Genomic DNA, 17,057 nt, shown 5'->3' with positions numbered 1-17,057 from the left:
CGAGGCGACGTCCGCTAGAACTTGTTTCTCCAAGGACAAGTCGGCTACCAGCCGCCGCAATCGAGCGTTCTCGCGCTCCAGATCCTTCATCTTCTTAGCTTGATCGACCTTCAGGCCGCCGTACTCCTTACGCCAGCGGTAGTAACTCTGCTCGGAGACATTCGCTTCCTTGCATGCAACGGCGATGCTCTTTCCCTGGGCCGTCTGCACCTCGATCTGGCGCAACATCAGCACGACCTGCTCCGCACTTGGCCTCTGTCCTCGCTTCATCCCCAACTCCTCTGGTCCTGGCTGATCCTCTCAATCAGCCCGGTCCAAAGCCAGCCGGTCAGGTCATGAACTGGACCGAGATCGGAACCTTCCTGTTCATCCCGGTCGACGCCGAGCGGATGGTGGCCGGCGCGCACAAGCGCGGCGCGGCCGCGATCATCCTCGACCTGGAGGACGCCATCGCCCCGTCCAACAGGGACGCGGCGCGGGGCAAGCTCGCCGGCTCCGTGGCGAGCCTCGCGGAGCAGGGGCTCACCACCGTGGTTCGGGTCAACAACGATCCCGGCCGTCTCGTGGACGACATCCGCGCCGCGGCGATCGCCGGCGTCCACGCCATCATCCTGCCAAAGGTCGAGGGCGCCGGCCTCTGCCAGTTCGTGGACGGGGCGCTCGCGGTCGCGGAGCGGGCCGCCGGACTGCCCGAGCGCAGCATCGGCATCATCGCGGTGATCGAGCATCCGGCCGCGATGCGCGCCCTCGACGAGATCGCGGCGGCGACCCCGCGCGTCGTCGCGCTCGGCTTCGGCTCGGAGGATTACGCCTCGGCGATCGGCACCCGCGCCACCTTCGAGTCCATGGCCATGCCGGCCCAGGCGGTGGCGATCGCGGCCCGGGGCCGGGGGCTCGCCGTCTTCGGCGTCCCCGGCTCGGTCGGCATCATCGACGACGAGCCCGCCTTCAAGGCGCTGGCGCGCGCCGCGAACGCCTTCGGCTACACCGGCATCCTCTGCATCCATCCCCGGCAGGTCGCCATGGCCGACGAGGCCCTGGCGCCGTCCGCCGATGAGGTGGCGAAGGCACGGCGCATCGTCGAGGCCTTCGACCGCTCGGTCGCGAGCGGCAGCGGCGCCGTCGCCGTCGACGGGCAGATGATCGACATCCCGGTGGCCATGCAGGCGAAGCGTGTCCTGTCGCTCGCGGACCGCCTTGGCGCCCGCAAGCCGCAGCCGGCCGCCTAGGCCGAGGGTTATCCGTGACCGGTGCGTTTCCGCGCGGTTCGGGCCCTCGACCTGCCGGAGGCCCGCGTCATGCCGCCCCGATCTCGATCGGGACGGCCATCGCCTCCGATCCGCGTGCACTGGAATCAGTCTTCGCGACGTAGCGCGTCGTCTATCCCGACCGCGAATTCCTCGATGCCAGGGTCCGGCCGTTCGGCTTGGGATCATGTCGTAGGTCGCTGGCTTGGGGGCCATGGCCGATCGCCGGACGGGAAGCGATGGATTGCGCGGCCATGCGGCCGCCCGGTCGGCACGGCGTACGCACAACAATTCGTTACGTTTTTCGTACGAAATTTATTCCCGGCGAGCGCGGCAATTCGCGATCGCCTCACGTTCGAGGTCGACGGTGTCGTTCCAAGCCTTCTCCATCCGTACGAAATTGGTCGCGACCTTCTCGACCTTGGCCTTGCTCCTGGTTGCTGTCGGCCTGCTCGGGCTCCATGGCACCCAGAGGATGCGCGAGCAGGCGCTGGAGGTCGAGGCGACCTGGCTGCCGAGCGTTCGCACGCTGGGCGAGATCGACACGCTCACCTCCCGCATCTCGGGATCCATGCTTCGGCACACGCAGACGACGGATCCGGCGATGCTGGGCAAGATCGAGGCAGACGACGAGCGTTACGCCGGCAAGTTCAGCGGGAAGCTGGCGACTTACGAGACGTTGATCGTCTCGCCCGACGAGCGGGCGCTTTACGGGACCTTCGTCGACGAGTTCCGGAAGTTCGACGTCATCCGCAAGGCGGTGGTGAGCCTGTCGCGCCAGGGGCGGAAGGCCGAGGCGTTCGCGCTGTACGAGAGCCAGGGTCTCGCCCCGCGCCGCGCCGCCTCGACCGCGCTCGACAAGCTGACCGCGCTGAGCGACGAGGGCGCCCTCCAGGCCCAGGCCAGGAGCAAGGCCACGTACGAGAGCACGTGGTTCTGGGGCATCGCCGGCATGATCGCCGGTCTCGCGCTCTCCGGGGCGGCGGCCCTGGCGATCACGCGCGGCGTGACCCGGAGCATCGACGCGGTGGTGCGGCCGATGCAGGCGCTGGCGAACGGCGACCTCTCGGCGACCATCCCGCACCAGGGCACCCGGACCGAGATCGGCACGATCGCGGACGCGGTCCAGGTGTTCAAGGAGGGCCTGACCCGCATGAAGGCCCTGGAGGCGGAGACCGCGCAGGCGCGCCTGGCGGCCGAGGAGCAGCGCAAGGCGGGCATGCGCCAGATGGCCGACGGCTTCGAGCACGCGGTGGGCGGCATCATCGGGCTGGTCTCGGCCGCCGCGACGGAGCTGCAGGCGACGGCCCAGGCGATGACCGCCACGGCGACCCAGACGGCAACCCAGTCCTCCGCCGTCGCCGCAGCCGCCCAGGAGGCCACCGGCAACGTCACCACCGTGGCCGCCGCCGCCGAGGAGCTCGCCTCGTCCGTGCATGAGATCGGGCGGCAGGTCGACGGGTCCGCAAGCCTCGCGCGAAGCGCGGTCGACGAGGCGGATCAGACCGCGGCCCTCGTGCAGGAACTCAGCGCGGCGGTCGCGCGCATCGGGGACGTGGCCGGCATGATCTCCGGCATCGCGGGCCAGACCAACCTGCTCGCGCTCAACGCCACGATCGAGGCCGCCCGCGCCGGACCGGCGGGCAAGGGCTTCGCCGTCGTGGCCGCCGAGGTCAAGGCGCTCGCCGAGCAGACCGCGAAGGCCACCGGGGAGATCTCCGGGCAGATCGCCCGCATCCAAGCCTCGACGGGGAACGCCGTGTCCGCGATCGGCGCCATCGCGGCCCGCATCCAGGAGATCAGCGGCGTCACGACCTCGATCGCCGCCGGCGTCGAGGAACAGGGCGCGGCGACGCAGGAGATCGTGCGGAACGTCGGACAGGCCGCGGCGGGCACCGCGGAGGTGACCGGTAACATATCGGGCGTCGCGCTCGCGGCCGAGGAGACCGGTTCCGCGGCGGCCCAGGTCCTGGACGCAGCCTCGGAGCTGTCGCGCCAGTCCGAGCACCTCTCGGTCGAGGTCGGGCGTTTCCTGGCCACCGTACGCGCGGCTTGAGGCGCCAGGCCGGCGCCCGCGCGTCGCAGGCGATCCGAACCCGACCGGGCTTCGGGCCGCTTCGGCCCGCGGATGAGGGGGCGTGGCGCCGGCCCCGGCGCCACGTGCGGCGTTCGGATCGGCGGCCACCGCGGCGGACCCTCGCCGGGGCTGGCTCGCGCGGGGGCGGGCGTTCCACGCGTCGCGGATGAGCCGGGCGGTGAAGGATTACGGATGCCGACGGCCCCTGTCGGCACGCCCGGATCGGCTCCCCCGATCCGCGGGCGTCGTTGTGGCCAGGGTCGCCGCCGCGGATCGCCGCACGGCGTGATCGACCGCAGTCCGGACGGCGTCACGATCGCCGGGGCGGCGACACGCTGCGGAGCCCGGCAGCGGCGAGTGTGTCGTGTACGCCCCGACCGGGAAAAACGGCCCCGGGCCCCCCGCCCACGTCGATCGGCGCGGGTACAGGGCCTCGGCCGCCGGACGAGACAGAGGTCCGAACGAGGAGGCGAAGGTTCGGCATGGGCAGTACGGTCGTACGTGCCCCTTTCGGCGCCGGCGAGGTCGAGGCGCTCTCCGGGGTAAGGAAACTCGCCGAAGAGCATGGGCATTGCCTTTGGATCCGGCCGGCCGCCGATGTCTGGACGATCGTGATGACCGACCCGGACGCCAAGCGTTGCGAGATCGCCGAGATTCACGCCCAAGGGCGGTGCGCCCCGGAAGGATAGGAATCAGGGGAATCGATGCCGGGCGGCCGCGCCATCGGGCGCCCCCTCGCCGGCAGGGCCGGCCGCCAGGCTCCTCTGCTAGGCGTCGACGACGCGCCGTGGCCCGTCGGCCGGAATCGGGCCAGCGTCCGACCGGTCGGACGCCGAGGGAGCGTTTCGATCCTGGCTCGGGACGCCAAGCGAGAAGCGGGATGCATGGTGGTGGGGCCGGACCGGGACGAGGTCCTCTGAAGATCGCCGATCGTTTGAAGGTGGAGGCGAGCGCGCGCCATAGTGCATGCGCCGCCCTCGACCGGGTCGCGGCGTGTGATTACCATCCGGCGGACCGAGGCGGGCGCCATCCGCCAACCGACAGGCATACACTCGCGCGGCGATGCGGATACGCGACGGATGCCTGGAGCTCCGAGCATCCAACGGCACGGGGGCCGGACGTGGCGATCGCCGTCAACGCGCCGCCGGATCGGTTCGACCGGATCCTGGCTCCGGCGCTTGGCCACGCCCGGTGGCTGGTGCCGTGCGGGCGCTTCACTCGCGCTGGTCGAGCATCTGTCCCTGCGGGAAGCCGCGAAGGGCGAGCGCCCGCCGCGGATGGGGGACCCCGACGATGGCATCTCCTGGTCCCTCAGGGCGATCGAGGAAGGACGCATGCTTTGCCGGAGCGCCAGCAATCCCGGCACGGGAGCCACGAAGGCGCTCAAGGAGCATACGCCCGCTGCCGGTCGAACGACCGGGCAGGGCCGTGCCGAAAACGGAACGCACCCATAGTCGGGGATCACGGCGCCCTCCTCGCCAGCCGACGGGAGCGGTCCCCGACACAATCGCGACTTCGGCCGCGTCGCCCACGAGCCGTCGGTTCCGATCGTGGGCCGCCCGTGCACCAGCCAGGTTCATGCCACGGATGCAGGGCGGGGTGGCCGCCGCCCCCGGGGACCCGTCATCCACAACCTGCCGTGCGCGACGTGGATACTTGGGGAGAAACCACTGCCTTCCGCGGCAACGAGGTCCCGGCGGCGCAGGTCATCGACAAAGCCGTTCACAGGGAAACGTGCGGGATGCGCAGAATCCGCCGGATTGGGAGAATCCGGACGCGCCGCGCATGCGGACGGCGCACGTTGCCGACAAGTCGCTGTCGGACCAGCCTATTCTCGCAAGATGGAGCAAATCCTTTAAGGCGCCATTAACGGCGCTCCAGCGGGGACGGCCTGTGGACCCGTTCGCGCGCCCACCGTTCATCGGCCCAACAAAAGAAACAGAATCTTAGAATCCTTTTTTGCTCGCATGTCGGCATGTGGGTATCGCTAGGCCCTCTGTCCTCGCCATCGATCCGGGATCGTCGGCCGTCATGGATCGGGGACGTCGCGGATAGGCGGGGTCGAGATCGGCCCCGACCGGCGTGGAAGACTTCGTCGGGCAGAGTCCGGCGGAGGGCACCGACCCATGCCGACGGGACGCGGTTCCGGCCGCCGTAATGTTCCCGGCGCGGTGGGGGGCTGCGGAAGGGCGTCGATCGGAGGCGCCGGAAGTATCTTCCGTCCGCAGGCATGAAGTCCGCCTCGTCGCCTTGGGCCCTGCGAAGGAGCGGGATGCGACGGTCTTCCCCGGCACGATCCGGGGTCCGAGGATGAGATGGGGCGTTCCAAGGGCCGCCCCGCCCGGGACCGGGCTCGGGGGACGCGACTCTGGCCGACATCCGCCAGGCATCGCTGACGTCGCCCGCCGGGCCCCGACCGGCTCGTGCCGGGCCGAGGACCGCCGGCCATCGAACATGGGCTCGACCTGCCCCCGCGTCCGGGCAGACTCCGTGCGACGACACCCTGGTCGGCTCCGAGCGCGGCTTGGCGACCGTCCCAGGGGCGGCCCTTTCAGCATCCGGCTGTGGTTGGCGAGCTTGGCCGAGGTCTTCGTTGGGCCGATGCCGACGCAGGTCGGAATGCCGGTCCAGGCCCGGACGGTCGCCCGTAGATCGCGATCGAGTTCGACCCGCAGGCTCCCCGCAACATCGTCGAGATTAAGGAAGTGCTTGTCGGCGAATTAGATCTCGACCCGCGGAGAGAAGTCCCGATAGACCGCGTTCGCCCTGGCCGACATGTTGCCGTATAGCGTGTAGTTCGAGGAGAACACCCATACGCCTTGACGGCGGCACATCTCATGGATCTTGAAGTACGGGTCGCCCATCTTGATCCCAAGCGACTTGGCCTCGGCCGTTTGGGCAAGGGCGCACCCGTCGTCGTTCGACAGCGCGATCACCGGCATCTCAGTAAGCTTCGGGTCGAACACCCTTTCGCACGAGCAGTAGAAGCTGTTGCCGTCGATATGGGGGTAGGCCCGGCAGCCACGGATCCGGTCATCCAAGCGGTTCCCTGGTCCGCTCACGACGACAGACGGTCCCGCGCTACGTGTGAGCGGATGGAGAAGCGCACCACGCCCCAGATCACGCCGTCGCCGAGTTCCCCCACCGCGAAGGCGGGCAGGTCCGCGTTGCAGAAGGCTGACCGGGCGAGGTTGCCGGTGACCTCCAGCCGCTTGACGCTCATCTGCCCGTCGATCGCCGCCGCCACCACGCGGCCGTGACCCGCGGTGAGGCTGCGGTCCATAGCGAGATCGCGATCGAAGATACCCGCCCCCCCCACAGCGACGAACCGGATATCCGCCACAGGAAGGTCGCGGGCGGGTCCGGCACCAGCCAGCGGGGGAGTTCGAGCGCCCCCTCCACGAAGCCGTGGGCTGGGGGAGGAAAGCCCGCGCACAGGGCCCGCCCGATGAGTGGCACCCGTACCGCGTCAGGACTGCCGACAAGAAGTTCATCGATGCGATGGCCAGACATCCCGGCTCAGCGCTCAGGGATGTCGGCGCGGACGTAGCAGCGGGAAACCTACCGAAGTTGTACTTCGACCCGGCGCTTGGCCACGTCCAGATCGGCAAGACCATCGGTGATCGCCGCAAGCAGCGCCGCTCGATCGTCACCTCCGTGCAGGTGCCGGCAAGCTGCGGCGACGGCTTCGACCTCCGCGCGGCGCGCGTCAACTGGCAACTTCTGTGGCCGAAGGTCCAGCGGTTCCGTCCTTGATTGGAACACAAAGCAAACAAGTACTGCCGACGAGCGTAGTTCAACCGTGATTCGCGTGACGCTGCCAAACGGCTTGGACGGGTGTAAAGTCGGGGCTAAATGGGCTGGCATGGCACGGCTCCGCCGCTTCCACTGCATCGGCATCGGCAATGCGGAACTCGACCTTGAGGGATGCTGGATGCCGCGCAGGGCGGCGATCCGAGCGCACGCGGATAGGGTCGCCCTGGCGCTGATGACCGGCGGCGACCGCCCAGACTGGTCGGAGTGGTTCGTCGATGTGCGTGATCTCAAGGGCCGCCGGGTGCTGTTGCACGCCTCCACCGAGGTGCACGTAGTAGGCTGATCAACGTGACGGACGACGGGAGGCCCAGCGTAGCCCTGAAAATCACCTGCATCGTGCAGCCATCCGAGAGTCATCGGAAGCGTTTTCGCCCCGCTCGCCAAGAACAGGCGCCGTCAGAGAGCGGTGCGCCGAAGTCGGTTGAGAACCTCACCGATCAACTGCCGGAGGCAGCGACCTTGAATTCCGCGGCCGACGACGAAACCGTCGGACTGATTGGTACAACGGCCTGCAACGTTCAATCCATTTTAAGGAATATTTAATTATAATTTAGATGGATAGATAATATTCACTATAGAGATTAGAGCTTACAGGAAACACAACTGATTTTTAAGATTGATCACGCATTCGTGTTGCTGCATTCAGTAACGCCCGCTCGGTTTCGAGGATCGGTCGCGCTGGGAGGTATCCATGCGACAGGCGATCGCGGACAGGTTGGCGTCTCTCAAGAGGTGTGACACCGGCAACGTCGTGGTGATCTTCGGCTTCAGCCTACCCGTGCTCCTCGGTGCCGGGGGGCTTGCCATCGACTACGGCAACGCCGTGCGCGTCCGCGCCGTCGAGTCTAGCATCGCTGATGCCACCGCACTGCTTGTCGCCAACGCGGATACGGTCGCCGCAGCCACCGAGGGACTGCGCCTCGCCAGCGCTCAACTCACGTCTCGACTCGGCGCGGTCAACACGTCCAGCGGCTTCCAGGTCAACGGCACGTGGATCGATGGCTCGAACTATCGAGTGACAATTTCGACCACTCTGAAGACCAGCCTGCTTCACCTTCTGCCCGGCATGCCCCGGCAGATCACGGTCAGCACCGCGACCACCGTCAATCGTGTCGCGCCGGTCTACCAGACCGCCCCGCCAACGGTCAGCCAGCTTTCGCCTGAGGCCGCCGATTACAACCGGATCTACATGTACTGCTACTCGTCCGATCCGAAGAGGCAGGCCGAGGCTGACAAGGGGCGCCGGGGCATGGTCGCCGTCGCTGACAACGGCAGCCCGCCGACCGACTACTCAAAGAATACCATGCCGGTCTGCGGAGCCAACGAGGCCCCGAGTTACATGCTTCGCAACGTCCGCAATGCACGCGACACGCGCTCGGCCTGGGACGACAAGAACCAGGAGATCTATCAATATTACACCGACACCACCATCGACACCGGCCTGCGTATCCAGTCGATGAGTATGAAAGGCTATCGCGTCTATGCAAGCGGCAGTCTGACTTCGCTCGACATGAATGCCAATCCTATCTTAGAGACGATCGTCTGCGACAATCTCAGCCAGTGCAAGAGCAAGTCGAGCGGCGGCATCCTGCCCAATAGCCACACGACACACAATCCCGCCACCGCGGCGACGAGTTGTAGCGACGGCAAGTATATGTACTACGGATGGGAGGATCGGCCGCCAAACGCTGGCAGTGACCGCGATTATGATGATATTCGCGTCATCGTCTCGTGTCCAACGCTCGTAAAAGTTTCCGATAAGAAGCTTCGGATCGTTGAATAGCCTATCGGAATGATGCACAACGTTGCAACATGCAACTTATCCCGAGCGCTTCGCATGTATTGTCATTCAAATATTGCTGATCGCCCACTTTCGTCGATCAAGAATTCAGCCATCTCCCGGTTCTCCCAGACGGAGGATGGTGCAACCGCGGTCGAATTCGCGCTGGTGGCGTTGCCGTTCCTATCCCTGCTTGCGGTGATCCTTCAGACGACCCTGATGGTCTGGGCGACGTGCAATCTGGACGATGCACTCCAGCGCGCCGGTCGAACAATCTATACGGGCCAGTTCCAGACGGCGAACACCGGACAGACCGACGCCAGCACCCTGCTTTCCAAGATCAAAACCGCCATGTGCGGCACCAGCACGTCGCGTGTCGCCACCGTGTTCGACTGCAATACGCTGAAGCTCAGCGTCGCCTTGAGCAACTCCTTCGCCAACGGCACCGTGCCGACGCCGCTGGACACGAAAACCGGCGACTGGACCAAAGGCTTCGGCACGAACTACGCCTGCGCGCAGCCGGGAGCGATCGTGGTCTTCACCGCAGCGGTCAAGTACCGCGTCGCGTTCAGCTTTCTCTACGCGGGGCTACCCGGCTTCAGCGATGGCGCGCGGCTGCTGCAATCCACGGCAGTGTTTCGAACCGAGCCCTACGACACATCGTCGGGGCAGGGTTGCTGAACTGGATGGGAGGCAATCGATGCGTGGGATGATCCGGCACGATCGGGCGGTCGCAGGCTTCCGAGATGATGATCGCGGCGTGTCGGCGATCGAGTTCGCGTTGATCCTGCCGGTCATGCTTGCGTTGCTGTTCGGTGTGACGGAGTTCGGACGGGCGATCGACCACTACCGCAAGGTCACCCTGCTGGCGCGTGCGGTGGCGGATCTCACCGCGCAGGGGGACACCCAGGCCACGATGGCGTCGGCGACGATGACCGACATCCTGGCGTCGGCCAAACTCGTGCTTACGCCGTACCCCAACAGTGCAGCCAGGATCGTGGTCAGCGTGCTCGGTGTGACCATCGATGGCGCCGGTCAGCAGCCACGGGTGTGTTCGAGCTACGCCACGGATAACGGTACGGCGCGGGCAGTCGGGACGGCGACCGACCTGAAGGTGCCGGAGGGCTTCCAGTTGGCGGGGATGCGCTACGTGCTGGCCGAGGTGGGCGTCCCGTACCCTGCGATGTTCGGCAGCAACGTGATGCGGCTGGTCGGTGGGGCGAGCAACCAGTTCACATTCAAGGCAAGCGTGCCCTGGCCGGTACGGGGCGGCCAAACCTACAAGACCACTTATAACGAAGTGGTGCTGCCGAACGGTAAGGCGTGCGCGTGAACCCCGGAGGATTACGTCGCGCAACTTGAAGAAGGCTGAGAACTTCGCCAACCGGGTTCCGGGGGCGGCGGCCTTGAAGGGCGACGATGGGACCGATGAACCAGCGGGGGCAACCATTCTCGGCCAGTGGGGAGAAATCCCGGGTAACTTCGCCAAATGCCTTCCGGGTTGAACTGGCATTCTCCTCTGATCTTGTTGGTGAGGCCAATTAGATGAGCGAGGGCATCGTCCCGCACGAGGATACCCCTACCCCGACGGGCGCGGGCGCGCAGGTGCTTCAGAAGGTCGGTGTGATCAGTGCCAAGGCCGCGATCAGCAGCATCCCTGGGCGGCGCTGGTGTTCGACCTGGGGCAAACCGCGATCCAATTCGCGAACGTGCGCTTGACGGACCGCCTGCTCGCCGGTCTCGGTGAGCGCATCGACCGGCTGGAGGGCGGCACCAGCGAACGGCTGGTGGCCGACGAGGTATACCAACTCTCCGCCTAGGCGGCGATCGGCCGGACGTTGGGCGAGACCAACCCGCGCATGGCTGACGCCTTCTCGCGCGCCGTGGCGGAGTTGGGCGTCGCCGATCTGCCGACGAGCGCACGGTTGGAGATCGCGGGCGCTCTGGACGCGCTGACGGAATCGGGACCGCACCTCCTGCAAACACTCTACCGCGCACACTTCCGCCTGCTGACCGAACCGGGACTCCTGATCGTCGGAGGTGACGTTGCGGCGCCGCTCCACTTACGGAGCTGATGTACGCCTCGATGCCCCCGACTTCCTGGATCGCCCCGGCGAACGACCTGGAGCGGGCGGGAATGGTCGAGGCGACCCTCGACGACGGGTGGTTCGCCGAAGTGCGCAAGGCGCGTCGGGCCGACGAGGGCCACACGGCGCACCTGCGCAAGGTCTGCTCGATCGGCGAGCGCGTCGTCAGAATATGCTTCGACGACCCGAGGGCACCCGCCTTCGGGTTCTTCGCGCGGTAGGCGTCCGCGTCATGGACGAGATCCAAGCCGTGGTGATCGACGCGGGTGATTCCGAAGAAACGATTCCCTGAACGGTGCACCTGCTCCGCGGGGCGATCATCACGCAGTTCGCGCCCCGTCGAGTTCATGTTCGCGGACCTCTCCTTCCGCGCGCCCCGGCGGCCCGAGTACGGGTCGCTCCGCCACGATGCCGTACCGGGTCAAAGAACGGATCGCGCGGGTCAAGCAGTTGGCCACGATGGACGGCCCGATCAGCGCCTAGGCGCCGGAGTTGCTCCAGGTCGCGGACGTGCCGGTCGAGTTCGGGACCTGCGCCAGTACATGGCCCACAAGAACATGACGCTCGATTTCGTCGCCGGCCCACCCGCCGTCTTTTTCCAGGTCTACGACAAGCCCAAGGGCTCCGTCCCCGTCTTTCGGATCATGCGGACAGGCTGCGCTGATCTGGGCTGGCAGAGCATCCGGGTGGGCCTGTACGCCCACAAGGTGGTCGTTTTGTCCTACCAGATCTTCACCTGGATCCCGCTCGAACCGGCCGCCTCCTTCTGGGCTGAAAATCCGGCGCCGGCCGTTATTTAAATCTAAGCCATCTTGATTTGGAACGCCTCGTCCAAGTCTTTGAACCCGAAACTGAGCGTCACGACGTGGCGCGCTTCCGAGATATCATGACCAGCTTGATCTACCCGACCGGTTCCCGTGACCCTGCCGTAAGCATGACGCGGAGCAAGTAGCGTTGGCCGTTATGCGATATAGCCAGGGCAGCACCGGTCGCTACGTGGGCAACCCGCGGTGATCCGGTGCCTTGTTGGAACCACCGCGTCCCTCGTCGTCATACGAGATGTGGCGTCACGTGCGCCCGCTGGCGATCAGGTCGGCGCCTCCCACCATTCCGTGATTCGATTCACGCAGGACGAGGAAGCGGTCTCCCTGTACCGGTTCACCGGGTTCATGGTCGGATGAGACGAAATCGAGACCGCCATCCGCACTGACGGTCAGGAGCGCCATGTCGCGAGGATGCCGCTCTGTTCCGACGTCAGTGACCACGAACCGCCATCCGGCCTCATGCCGCCCCGCCAGGGCGTCGAAGCTGGTCGTGGCATCGCCGAGCACCTTGCCACGGGCATCCCGGCTGACGCCGGTGTCCTCGTGAAGCAGGTGGCCGGCCGAAGGTGCGAGCTGGTAAACGCGCTCCCGCCCGATCTCCGGGGCCAGCCGCGTGCATACGAGGGCGTTGTAGAGCTCGTCCCGGGTCACCGCGAGCAGGTGGTCCGGGGGATGGTCCGCCAAGCCCTCATCGGCGTGGCGGGATAGAAGCTCCGCCTGGAGGGTCGGCACCCCCGCGTCCCGCGCAGCCTGCAACGCGCCGGGATAGGTGTCGATCAACACGATCGGGACACCGGCTCCGTGCAACGCGACAACCATGTCGCTCGCCCAAGGCGATGCACCGACCACGGCTACTCGCTCCCGGTCCGCCGAGGCCGAGAGGCCCAGCCGGCGGGCCAGCGGGGCCAGCGAGAACCCGTGGCCTAGCACGGTCGCGACGATGACGGCGAACACCGTCGGCTGGATCAGGTCCCCGCCGGGGTAGCCCGCCTCGCTCAGGCGGGGCCCGGCGAGACCAGCGACGGCGGCCGCGACGATCCCGCGCGGGCCGATCCAGCCGACGAACAGTCGCTCGCGGCGCGACAGGTCGCTGCCGAGCGTCGCGAGCCAGATCGCCGCCGGGCGGACCGCGAACAGGATCGCGGCGGTCAGGCCGATGATGGGCAGGGAGAGCTTGCCGAGGACACCGAGGTCGAGATCGGCCGTCAGCACGACGAACAGGCACGACACCAGCAGGACGACGAGCGCCTCCTTGAACCGCCGCAACTCCCCCAGGCCCGGCACGTGCCGATTGGCGAGGGCGACGCCGAACACGGTGGAGCCGATCAGCCCGGCCTCGTGCATCAGCAGGTTCGGCACGACGTAGGCCACGAGGGCGAGGGCCAGCAACACCGGCGTCTTCAAGAGTTCCGGGACGAGGTCGCGCCGGAACGCCCAGGCCGCGAGCAAGGCGGAGCCGACGCCGAGCGCCGCCGCCGCCGTCACCCCCTCGGCCAGGTGGAGCGCCAGGGCGGCGGCCGGGGCCTCCCCGTCCCGGTGGGGTACGCCGACCAGGATCTCGATGACGACCGCGGTGAGGATGGCCCCGATGGGGTCGTTGACGATGGCCTCCCATTTCAGGAAGGCGGCCGAGCGTCGGGCGAGGCGGGCGTGCCTGAGGAGGGGCAGGATCACGGTCGGGCCGGTGACGACGAGGATGGCGCCGAACACCGAGGCGGCCCCCCACATCATCCCGCCGATCAGGTGGGCGGCGAGCGTACCGAGGACGAAGTTGATGGGCAGCGCGAACGCGGTTAGCCGAAGCACCCCCTCGCCCGAGGCCCTGAGTTCGCGGAAATCGAGGGCGAGGCCGCCTTCGAACACCACGATGGCCACCGCCAGGCCGATCAGCGGCCGCAGGTTCGGCCCGAAGTCCCGCGAGGGGTGCAGCAGGCCGAGCACCGGCCCGACGAGGAAGCCGAGGGCGAGCAGAAGGACGATGGCCGGGATGCGCAGCCGCGCCGCGAGCACCTGGGCGGCCATGCCGCCGCCGACGATGGCGAGGACGGCCGTCGCCACGCTGTGTTCCATGCCCGGCACCCTGTTCCGACGCTCGGTTTAGCCGGCACGGTGTCTGACCCTTGGGCTCCGGAGCGAGGAGCGCCGTACCATCCTCGGACGATGCGGGACACCGACAATCCATGACGCGGGCCAAGAGGACGCGGTCACCTGGGCGGCTGAGAACCGATTCCGACCGGATCGCCCCGCCGGGGTGGCACCTCCGACCCGGCCGATTGACCGGTGCTCGACCGACGTCCGACCGGGTACGGCAGCGCCGCCAGTCGTCGGAACCCGCCGTACCCACGGCGCCGAGGAGTGACCATTCGGCACCGAGGTCGACCGTCCAATCATATCTATTTGCGATGGGGAACGATCCCCGACGATGTCGGCCGATGTTCAACCTCGGTGAAGGATCAGCCTCGCACCGGGAGCTTCGTGTTGATCCCAGGAACATTGGACCTGTCCAAGCGCTGGCGCAGGCGATGCGCATCGACAAGGGACGCATCCGCGCATGCCGCCAAGGGCAGGATCCTGTCCACGATGCTTTGCAAACCGCGGCCATCGTGACACTGGTGCGCGATGAGCAGCCTGTAAACCCTGGTGGTCGGCCTCGCCCGTCAAAGACAATCTTCGGGTGTTTGCTACGGCCTGCCGCTACTGCTCATCGCCATAATGACATGTGTGCGCTTCCTGGCGCCCGCCTATGTCGCTTCCTTCCTCCTTTATATCCCCGTTCTGTTGGCCGTGAGCCTCCCCTTTGGCCGCGGTGCCGGTCTGCTGACCCTCGCACTCTCGACCGGGATCGCGACGTGGTTCCAACCGCGGGATGGGAGCCTGAGCGGCGTCGACCTGTCCCTGCTGTGCCAGTACGCGGCGGTCGGCGCGGTCATGATCTGGATCTGCGACGCCCTGCGTCGGTCTGTCGTGCGAAACGAGGCGACGCTCGAAAGCCTCGACGCCGCGAACCGGGTCCTCGTCGGCAGCAAGCGGAACTCACCGAGGCCAACATCCGCACCGAGGCCGCCAAGGAAGCCGCGAAGGAGCACAGCCGCGCCAAGAGCCGCTTCCTCGCCGACATGAGCCACGATCATCGGACGCCCCCGTCCGCCGTCGTCGGCTACTCCGAGGTGCTTGAGGAGGAAGCGGAGGAGCTCGGTCAGGAAATCCTGCTGAAGGACCGCTGCAAGATCACGTCGAACGCGCAGCACCTGCTCGGGCTGATCAGCGACCTGCCCGACATGTCCAAGGTCGAGGCCGAGAAGATGGAACTCTACCGGGAGGACATCGACGTCGCCGTCTTCGCGACCGACGCCGCGGGCATTGTCGAGCCACCGGTGGGGAAAAGGGGCAACGTGCTGGCGCTGGACGTCGCGGGGAATGTCGGCCAGACCCGCACGGATGCGGCGAAGCTGCGCCAGTGCCTGTTCGACCTGCGCTCCAACGCAGCCAAGTTCACCAAGTCCGGCACCATCACCCTGCGGGTCGTACGCGAGAAGGACGAGGGCTCCGGTTCGCCGTGGAGGACGCCGGCATCGGCATGACCCCGGAACAGGTCGGGCGGCTGTTCGAGCGGTTCACATAGGCCGACGAGACTACCGCGCGCAGGTTCGGAGGGACCGGCCTCGGGCTGGCGCTGAGCCGGGCCTTCGCCCACCTGCTCGGCGGCGACATCACCGTCGAGGGCGTCGAGGGCTCGGGCACAGCCTTCACCCTGCGGGTACGCGCTGACGCCCCCGAACGGATCGCTGAGGATGTCCCGGCGGCGGTTCCTGAAAACCTGTCGAGCACCGAAGACCTCGTGCTCGTTATCGATAACGAGGCCGACAAGCGCGAGCTGATGATTCGCTTCCTCGAACGACAACGCTTCGCCGTACGGGCGGCGGGTGACGGGGGGAGGGGGGCGGCTTGGGAATGACGCGTGCGCCGAGTCCCAGGGCGATCCTGCTCGACGTGGTGATGCCCGAGATGTACGGGGACGGCTGGTCCGTGCTGGCCGCCCTGAAGGCCGCCCCCGAGACCGTCGGCATCCCCGTGGTCATGGCCAGCTTTGTCGTCGACGCGGCCTTGAGCGCCTCGCTCGGGGCGGCGGATTTGTCCGCCCGATGGATGGATACTACTGTGATTTATCTCCATTCTCTAGGTAGCTACCCACGTTCATATCCATGGTAAGGCGGCAGAGTCGGTCTACTGCCCTCCCCGCACGGGATGCGCGAGCGGCGTTCGTGAGAATTTCCACATAGGTGATAGACAAGCTTTGCCGCACCGCGGTAGTGGCGAGACGTCGACCTCACATTCGACCGTCCACGTCCGCCCCGAGGTGCCCCTCACATCACTGACGGAGCGGGCGTGGATGCAACGGCCGACTTGTCCGCTGCATCCGATGGGTAGGCGTTGTGTGCCCGCCCAAGCGACACAACACCGGGATCGCCGGCATGCCGCTGAGGTGAGCGGGATCGGTCCGCGACCAACTGCGAGGAGGGTCCGCGGGCTCTGGGTGGCGTAGTAGTTCGCCCTGCGCATGTCGTGGGTGGCACGGCGGACCCGTATCATGTGCCACCAATCCATCGCGACGATGAGCGGGTTGCTCAGGCGCATAGCATGACCACCCCTGAAGGATCGTGGCGGCGAGCTGTTCGTCGCCATAGGTGCTCTTTAACGAACCGGATCGGCCCACTCGTCGAGGAGCAGGCGAGTTTTTGGCGCTAAGAGCGCCTAACAGAACCGTTTGATCTGGTTGAGGGTGATGAGGCTTGCTGCGAGGCTTGTGAAGGCCTCGTAGATGTCGGCGCGTCGCTCGGAGCGGACGGGCAGGCGGCGGAAGTGGTTGAACCAGGCGTGGGTACGCTCGACCACCCAACGGTGGCGACCGAGCTTGTCGCTGCTCTCGACACCACGCCGAGCGATGCGTGGCACGATCCCGCGCGCCCGGCATTCGTGCCGACGTGGTCTGGCATCGTAGGCTTTGTCGGCGTGCACCTTGTCTGGACGGCGCCGCGATCGTCCTCGTCGACCACTCCGCAGAGGCGGGATGGCATCGAGGGTAGCCGCCATCATGACGCTGTCGTGCCGGTTGGCCCCGCTTAGGCGGAAGCCGAGCGGGGTGCCGCGCGCGTCGGTGACGAGGTGGCGTTTCGTGCCCGGCTTGCCGCGGTCCGTCGGGTTCGGACCGGTGGCAGGCCCCCTTTT

At 67.1% G+C, this 17,057-nt stretch carries 18 protein-coding genes and 2 pseudogenes; 15 read left to right on the top strand and 5 right to left on the bottom strand.

What is annotated here, in order from left to right; translation table 11 throughout:
• A partial coding sequence (locus BM228_RS31075) for a transposase (RefSeq protein WP_139234294.1) occupies positions 1-270 on the bottom strand: 270 nt, incomplete at its 3' end.
• 65 nt (positions 271-335) lie between these two features.
• On the opposite strand from BM228_RS31075, the gene BM228_RS31070 reads away from it, so the two are divergent.
• The 3 genes from BM228_RS31070 (at position 336) to BM228_RS31060 (ending at position 4,013) form a co-directional block, all read left to right on the top strand.
• Positions 336-1,229 (top strand): HpcH/HpaI aldolase/citrate lyase family protein, encoded by an 894-nt coding sequence (locus tag BM228_RS31070; protein ID WP_167367880.1) that lies wholly within the window; start codon positions 336-338, stop codon positions 1,227-1,229.
• A 385-nt stretch (positions 1,230-1,614) separates the two neighbouring features.
• Positions 1,615-3,303 (top strand): methyl-accepting chemotaxis protein, encoded by a 1,689-nt coding sequence (locus tag BM228_RS31065; protein ID WP_092046799.1) that lies wholly within the window; start codon positions 1,615-1,617, stop codon positions 3,301-3,303.
• A gap of 503 nt (positions 3,304-3,806) precedes the next feature.
• Positions 3,807-4,013, top strand: coding sequence for a hypothetical protein (locus BM228_RS31060; RefSeq protein ID WP_092046797.1), 207 nt, complete (start codon positions 3,807-3,809; stop codon positions 4,011-4,013).
• Between the two features lie 1,875 nt (positions 4,014-5,888).
• On the opposite strand, the pseudogene BM228_RS31055 reads toward BM228_RS31060, so the two are convergent.
• Together BM228_RS31055 and BM228_RS31050 are read right to left on the bottom strand one after the other, a co-directional pair.
• Positions 5,889-6,386 (bottom strand): annotated as a pseudogene (locus BM228_RS31055) (Y-family DNA polymerase); the annotation flags it as partial.
• Positions 6,383-6,837, bottom strand: a pseudogene (locus BM228_RS31050) (LexA family protein). The pseudogenes BM228_RS31055 and BM228_RS31050, both read right to left, overlap by 4 nt.
• Before the next feature lie 57 nt (positions 6,838-6,894).
• Here BM228_RS31050 and BM228_RS31045 point away from each other — a divergent pair.
• The 9 genes from BM228_RS31045 (at position 6,895) to BM228_RS31005 (ending at position 11,807) form a co-directional block, all read left to right on the top strand.
• Positions 6,895-7,080, top strand: a complete 186-nt coding sequence (locus BM228_RS31045; protein WP_092046794.1) for a hypothetical protein — start codon at positions 6,895-6,897, stop codon at positions 7,078-7,080.
• A 109-nt stretch (positions 7,081-7,189) separates the two neighbouring features.
• Positions 7,190-7,423: a DUF6894 family protein gene (locus tag BM228_RS31040; protein WP_092046790.1), complete on the top strand. Its 234-nt coding sequence runs from the start codon at positions 7,190-7,192 to the stop codon at positions 7,421-7,423.
• Positions 7,424-7,831: 408 nt separating this feature from the next.
• Positions 7,832-8,923, top strand: a complete 1,092-nt coding sequence (locus BM228_RS31035; protein ID WP_092046788.1) for a TadE/TadG family type IV pilus assembly protein — start codon at positions 7,832-7,834, stop codon at positions 8,921-8,923.
• Positions 8,924-8,977: 54 nt separating this feature from the next.
• A complete protein-coding gene (locus BM228_RS31030) occupies positions 8,978-9,601 on the top strand; it encodes a TadE/TadG family type IV pilus assembly protein (protein ID WP_244537404.1) in 624 nt (207 codons plus the stop codon).
• A 19-nt stretch (positions 9,602-9,620) separates the two neighbouring features.
• Positions 9,621-10,253, top strand: coding sequence for a TadE/TadG family type IV pilus assembly protein (locus BM228_RS31025; protein ID WP_092046786.1), 633 nt, complete (start codon positions 9,621-9,623; stop codon positions 10,251-10,253).
• A gap of 337 nt (positions 10,254-10,590) precedes the next feature.
• Positions 10,591-10,740, top strand: coding sequence for a hypothetical protein (locus BM228_RS34980; RefSeq protein WP_167367879.1), 150 nt, complete (start codon positions 10,591-10,593; stop codon positions 10,738-10,740).
• An 18-nt stretch (positions 10,741-10,758) separates the two neighbouring features.
• On the top strand, positions 10,759-10,995 hold the full coding sequence (locus BM228_RS31015; protein ID WP_139234292.1) for a hypothetical protein: 237 nt from the start codon (positions 10,759-10,761) through the stop codon (positions 10,993-10,995).
• Positions 10,995-11,228 carry a hypothetical protein gene (locus BM228_RS31010; protein ID WP_092046780.1) on the top strand — a complete coding sequence of 78 codons (234 nt, stop codon included), beginning with the start codon at positions 10,995-10,997 and terminating at the stop codon, positions 11,226-11,228. The genes BM228_RS31015 and BM228_RS31010 overlap by 1 nt, the downstream gene beginning before the upstream one ends.
• 321 nt (positions 11,229-11,549) lie before the next feature.
• Positions 11,550-11,807, top strand: a complete 258-nt coding sequence (locus tag BM228_RS31005) for a hypothetical protein (RefSeq protein ID WP_092046778.1) — start codon at positions 11,550-11,552, stop codon at positions 11,805-11,807.
• Between the two features lie 267 nt (positions 11,808-12,074).
• Here BM228_RS31005 and BM228_RS31000 read toward each other — a convergent pair whose 3' ends face one another.
• Positions 12,075-13,889, bottom strand: a complete 1,815-nt coding sequence (locus BM228_RS31000) for a cation:proton antiporter (protein ID WP_244537403.1) — start codon at positions 13,887-13,889, stop codon at positions 12,075-12,077.
• Positions 13,890-14,731: 842 nt separating this feature from the next.
• On the opposite strand from BM228_RS31000, the gene BM228_RS35675 reads away from it, so the two are divergent.
• From BM228_RS35675 to BM228_RS35665, 3 genes are all read left to right on the top strand, one after another.
• On the top strand, positions 14,732-15,412 hold the full coding sequence (locus BM228_RS35675; protein WP_244537402.1) for a sensor histidine kinase: 681 nt from the start codon (positions 14,732-14,734) through the stop codon (positions 15,410-15,412).
• Between the two features lie 86 nt (positions 15,413-15,498).
• Entirely contained in the window at positions 15,499-15,786 is a 288-nt protein-coding gene (locus BM228_RS35670) for an ATP-binding protein (protein WP_342030194.1), read from the top strand.
• The gene (locus BM228_RS35665; RefSeq protein ID WP_244537401.1) at positions 15,777-16,040 is read left to right on the top strand and encodes a response regulator; all 264 of its coding nucleotides are present in this window, start codon (positions 15,777-15,779) and stop codon (positions 16,038-16,040) included. The genes BM228_RS35670 and BM228_RS35665 overlap by 10 nt, the downstream gene beginning before the upstream one ends.
• 543 nt (positions 16,041-16,583) lie before the next feature.
• Here the strand turns inward: BM228_RS35665 and BM228_RS30990 are convergent.
• A partial coding sequence (locus BM228_RS30990; RefSeq protein ID WP_139234290.1) for an IS5 family transposase occupies positions 16,584-17,057 on the bottom strand: 474 nt, incomplete at its 5' end.

The organism is Methylobacterium pseudosasicola (genome assembly GCF_900114535.1).
Classification (GTDB): domain Bacteria; phylum Pseudomonadota; class Alphaproteobacteria; order Rhizobiales; family Beijerinckiaceae; genus Methylobacterium; species Methylobacterium pseudosasicola.
Note: the sequence above shows the minus strand (reverse complement) of the source record. Positions and strands in the feature narration are given on the sequence as shown.

Excerpts from the sequence above, each read along its gene's own strand:
- BM228_RS31025 (WP_092046786.1), top strand. The coding sequence starts at position 9,621 with ATGCGTGGGATGATCCGGCACGATCGGGCGGTCGCAGGCTTCCGAGAT.
- BM228_RS31040 (WP_092046790.1), top strand. The coding sequence starts at position 7,190 with ATGGCACGGCTCCGCCGCTTCCACTGCATCGGCATCGGCAATGCGGAA.
- BM228_RS31070 (WP_167367880.1), top strand. The coding sequence starts at position 336 with ATGAACTGGACCGAGATCGGAACCTTCCTGTTCATCCCGGTCGACGCC.
- BM228_RS31005 (WP_092046778.1), top strand. The coding sequence starts at position 11,550 with ATGGCCCACAAGAACATGACGCTCGATTTCGTCGCCGGCCCACCCGCC.
- BM228_RS31010 (WP_092046780.1), top strand. The coding sequence starts at position 10,995 with ATGTACGCCTCGATGCCCCCGACTTCCTGGATCGCCCCGGCGAACGAC.
- BM228_RS31035 (WP_092046788.1), top strand. The coding sequence starts at position 7,832 with ATGCGACAGGCGATCGCGGACAGGTTGGCGTCTCTCAAGAGGTGTGAC.
- BM228_RS31060 (WP_092046797.1), top strand. The coding sequence starts at position 3,807 with ATGGGCAGTACGGTCGTACGTGCCCCTTTCGGCGCCGGCGAGGTCGAG.
- BM228_RS31030 (WP_244537404.1), top strand. The coding sequence starts at position 8,978 with ATGTATTGTCATTCAAATATTGCTGATCGCCCACTTTCGTCGATCAAG.